Source organism: Paenibacillus agaridevorans (assembly GCF_003112455.1).
In the GTDB taxonomy this organism is placed as follows: Bacteria; Bacillota; Bacilli; order Paenibacillales; family Paenibacillaceae; genus Pristimantibacillus; species Pristimantibacillus agaridevorans.
The window spans coordinates 1-4,548 of the sequence record NZ_BDQX01000121.1; the positions used below are offsets into that span (position 1 = coordinate 1).

General features: G+C 40.0%; 2 protein-coding genes and 2 pseudogenes. 3 read left to right on the plus strand and 1 reads right to left on the minus strand.

The annotated features are described in order from the left end of the window. Both PAT3040_RS12695 and PAT3040_RS12700 read left to right on the plus strand, forming a co-directional pair. A pseudogene (locus PAT3040_RS12695) lies at positions 1 to 195 on the plus strand (NAD-dependent epimerase); the annotation flags it as partial. A gap of 248 nt (positions 196 to 443) precedes the next feature. After that, positions 444 to 1,526 (plus strand): acyltransferase family protein, encoded by a 1,083-nt coding sequence (locus PAT3040_RS12700; protein ID WP_108992944.1) that lies wholly within the window; start codon positions 444 to 446, stop codon positions 1,524 to 1,526. 29 nt (positions 1,527 to 1,555) lie between these two features. On the opposite strand, the gene PAT3040_RS12705 is transcribed toward PAT3040_RS12700, so the two are convergent. Further along, positions 1,556 to 2,569 (minus strand): EpsG family protein, encoded by a 1,014-nt coding sequence (locus PAT3040_RS12705; protein ID WP_146200411.1) that lies wholly within the window; start codon positions 2,567 to 2,569, stop codon positions 1,556 to 1,558. A gap of 1,625 nt (positions 2,570 to 4,194) precedes the next feature. On the opposite strand from PAT3040_RS12705, the pseudogene PAT3040_RS38610 reads away from it, so the two are divergent. Then, a pseudogene (locus PAT3040_RS38610) lies at positions 4,195 to 4,439 on the plus strand (UDP-glucose 6-dehydrogenase); the annotation flags it as partial. Positions 4,440 to 4,548 lie beyond the last annotated feature (109 nt).

Genomic DNA, 4,548 nt, shown 5'->3' on the forward strand with positions numbered 1-4,548 from the left:
AGCAAGGCGACGGGCAGGGAGATCCTCTTCGACAAAATATTCGAACCCCTCAAGCCCGGCGATGTTCCCGCGACTTACGCTTCGACGGATCGGCTGCAGCAGGCGGTGGACTTCAAGCCGGAGACGCCAATCGAGGTGGGCCTGCAGCGCTTCGCGGATTGGTACGTGGAGTATTATGGGGTGAATAAGGAATAAAGTCGTTTGTTATTAAAAACTCCATTGCTCCTGAGCAACGGAGTTTTTGTTGTGGCCAATGTTGCCGCGCAAAATTTTTGGCAAAAATGCAGGTGAAAAAGCCTCCGAAATGAATCGGGAGGCTCTTGGTCATAAACGTCTATTTCGCAGTATGGTCCGATAGTTCATCACACATAAATTGAATGTTAACTTTATTAAATAACTGATATAATATTCTGGCAAACATCATCAATGAATTGAGGTACATAATGATAAATAAAGTGGTTTTATCTGAGCTTATGGATAACAGAAGGAACAACTTAGACCTAATCAGATTTCTAGCTGCAACTTTGGTTATTTTCTCTCATTCATATCCTCTTGTTTATACCAACAATGAGCTTGAACCTCTATACTTCATTAGTAATCAAAAGACTTTCGGCGAATTAGCGGTCGCAGTTTTCTTCATCATTAGCGGATTTCTTATCACACAAAGTTTTGAGCGAAGTAGCAGCAGTAGTCGTTATTTTTTATCACGATTCCTTAGAATATTTCCTGGACTGATTGGGTGCTTATTATTCACTGTGTTCATCATTGGTCCTTTGCTCACCTCACTTTCTTTAAGGGAATACTTAACTGATCCACTCACATACAATTATTTCACTGGAATCACGTTGTTGCCCAATTTAAGCCCCTCATTGCCAGGTGTTTTTGAATCTAATCCATTTGGAAACTTTGTTAATGGATCATTGTGGACACTGAAATTTGAATTTCTTTTCTATATAGCAGTAGCAGTAGCTGGTTCACTTAAGCTCTTAAACAAAAAAATAGCAGGTCTGCTCTTTATTATTTGCTTAACGCTTACCTTTTTAGATTTCAGTTCAAACATCCACAATCTTTTCATGCTCGGTTCTTACTTTATTGGAGGAATGTTGGTATATCTTTTCAGAGATAGCCTTGTGATTAATGTAAACAACGCTATATTATCACTCGTTATACTAATATCAACCACACTTTTAGGATATCTCGAAGCAGGAGTGGCAGTCGCAGGAACATACCTAATAATATTCATAGGTTATCAGCAGAAAATTGTCTTCCCTAATTTCAGTAAATACGGTGATATCTCATATGGTTTATATATTTACGCTTTCCCAATCCAACAAGCAGTCATTGCAATCTTTGGATACAGTATGACTCCAATTAACAACTTTCTCATTTCGTTACCTTTTGTAGGACTTATGTCTTTCTTGTCATGGCATCTAATCGAGAAAAAGGCATTAAAGCTTAAGAAAAAGAAAATCACTGCCATACCTAAGAGCCAAATAATAACTAACACAAAAAGTAGTGGCATATAATGCCACTACTTTTTGTTATCGACTTACACTTAAAAATAACGGTCAAGATAATACTTTATGAAATTCTCATCAAGATAATTGTATAAATCAAATTGTCTGTATTGGAAAACTACAAAAGTGTAAATGCTCACTGGGATCAATAACAAAAATACAGTTATCAATCGTTGTTTGATATTCATGTATTTCATTGCTATTGCACAATAGATATACTTAACTAACAAAACGTTCCTTTGTATCCTGCTGAACTCAGCAAAGAAAAATAAGAATGGTAATGATATGACTGGGAACCATACGAACCGGTACATGACTTCCATCCTGGGCTTCTCGTCCTCAACAATGTTTAACCCAATTTTTTTGTCTACCCACCAAACAGTGAAATAATCAAAAATGGCACAAACAAAATACAAAATTATACCGTAACCAGGTGGCCGATTTAAATAATATCCAGCTTTATCAGGAAACAATAACGAAAGACCAGTGATGACAAGGGGAGCACCAATTCCAAGTGTTATCGTTGTTAGTTTTAATACTCGCATAAACTTCTTACGGTCCCATTTACTGAACCAATAAAACGGAATATAAAAAAGCCCAATTAGATGGAAAGATGCTGCAGTGAGCATCATTAAATAAAACTTTATCTTTTTATTCTCTACTACATAAATTAGTGCCAGAACGAGAACAAGATACATAATCAAATTTCTAGTCTGGTTTATATCGTAAATAAGGGGAAATGCACAGTAAAAGAATACAACAAGATTTACATTAAGACTGCCTTTCAACATCCTCAACATTGTTACGATAAGTAAAGAACCAGCAATAAATATAATACCTTCATGGCCTAAACCTATTGATTTCAAAACCTCAATTAATAAGCCATACCCTGGTTCAAAAGAATCTCTAAAATACTCATCGTAGAATGCTCTTTCATAATTAAAATAATCTCTGTTGTCTCGATTAAATGCAACCATTGCAAATAAAAAGAATAGGGGTGTTACCGCAAGATATCTGCTAATAAATTTACTTAATCCGGTTAATTCAAGCAACAGAAAAAATCCGCTAAAACATAACGCAATTAAGATAAACAATCCATTTCACTCCGCCTCAGAAATCTATACGTCGGTTTACATCATATCAAATCATTCCTTTCATAACAACAATTACCGAAGTCTAAGAATAAATCGGAATGTATCCAAGAACTGTTCCATCGCTGTCTCTCACTGGTACGTACTTGGTTTGTGATCCTGGTATTGTTGCCGCTACAATAGTTGCTTGCGTTATTTGCTGCATTAACGGCCTCCACACTCCCTGCATAATCCATCCATATGGAAACCCTGAAGTAGGGTTTTCGACAAAAATGCAATTGTTCCGTTTGCTGCTGTTGGTGGTAAATTTGCATAACTTAATGTTAGTAAAGACTTTTTCAGGTTGTTGTTTTCCATGTTCAGGTATACATTGCCGCTATTAGATCCTACAAAAACGTTAGCTGCTACGGCGCCGAATTGCTGCAATAATTTAATTCCATTGGAGTAATCGGTTGTAATTTGTATCGAGTTGACAGTTTTAAATTCATTCGCACTAATAAGACCGTTCTTTACTCCAACTATGGCAATTCTGCCATCGTATACAATACAATTCAGAACAGATATGTCATGGGACACTTTTGGAGATTTTGATCTATCTGATATTTTAGGTATTACAAAAAAGGAATTGCCTTCCGTGTCAGATCCAGCGAACTTACACCGCGAAAATACAATGTTCCCTCTTGGCACAAATGGCGTATAATTCAGTGTTGCACCAGTATCATAAATCGATAGTGCTCTGCCGGCATTGGACAAAAGTCGCAATCAGAGAATGTGATATCGTTGAAGGCAGTCCCTTCACCGTACTCTTCTAAATCGAATCCTTTCCCATACAGATTGCCGTTATAGGTCTCGCCCTTATCTCCGTCAGTTGCTCCTCCGTTAATATCGGAGCCACTATCCATAAACACGCACCGTTCGAAGATAGCTCCCTTTAAGCTGTCCAAGGACCCACCGTGGCGACGATTGTAATTAAAGACAGAATCTCTAACTACCACATCTTCGCAGCACGGTTCGTCATCTGTGGTTCTGGTTGTTCCGCTCATTTCATTGTTTGCGATTCGACTGTATATCCAAATACCATCACCCGCGTTGTAATTAGAAACACAATTTTCAATCCGTACGTTAGATACAACGCCGTTGATTGCAATTCCCGTACGAGCTTCGGTTGGATTATTAACGGGGATGCCCGTTTTTGATTCGTGCGATTACCGTCGATCATTACGTTCCGCAACGTTATTCCGCTGGCCGGTTGCTCCCTGGTGCCGATTATCTTAATTACTCCTGCCCATGTATTTTTGCCGTATGCCAGTTTAAGCGATATATCTCCTATGGTCAGATTATTTTTGTTTACGAGAAGCTGACGAACGACATACGTCTTACCCGGGGCGCCAATGATATGGCTATTGGGACTGGCTGCATCAATAGCAGCTTGTATTTCATCCGTTTCGTCAGATCCGTCACCAGTAGCACCGTACGTTTACGTTTATCGCTATACCCGCCAACTGTGTAATAGTACTTTCAATACCGTCTTCTATGTTATTCAATCTATCGGCCGAACCCGACGTTCCCTGCTGAATTACTTGGTAGCTGCATATAAAGAGACAAAGGCCATATTTATCGGTGTCGGCACGCCAGGGCAGCCAGACGGCTGGGCCAACTTGTCCTACATCACAACGTGGCGAGACAGATCGCCGAGATGATCGAGAAGGAATGTCTGGTCGTGTTGAAGTCGACGGTACCCGTCGGGACGAATGACAAGATGAAGCAGTTCATTCATGACTGCCTCGCCCACGGTGTGCGAGTAGAGGTCGCTTCGAATCCGAGGCTGATGCGGACGCCGCTCGTCTATGACGGTCGCAACCTGTATGCGGTCGCGGACATGAAGGATGCAGGCGTGGAGTATCATTCGATCGGGCGCAAGCCCGCGATCAGAGAAGGAG

Bases quoted from the DNA above. Each gene is read 5' to 3' on its own strand.
- PAT3040_RS12700 (WP_108992944.1), top strand. From the start codon at position 444: ATGATAAATAAAGTGGTTTTATCTGAGCTTATGGATAACAGAAGGAAC.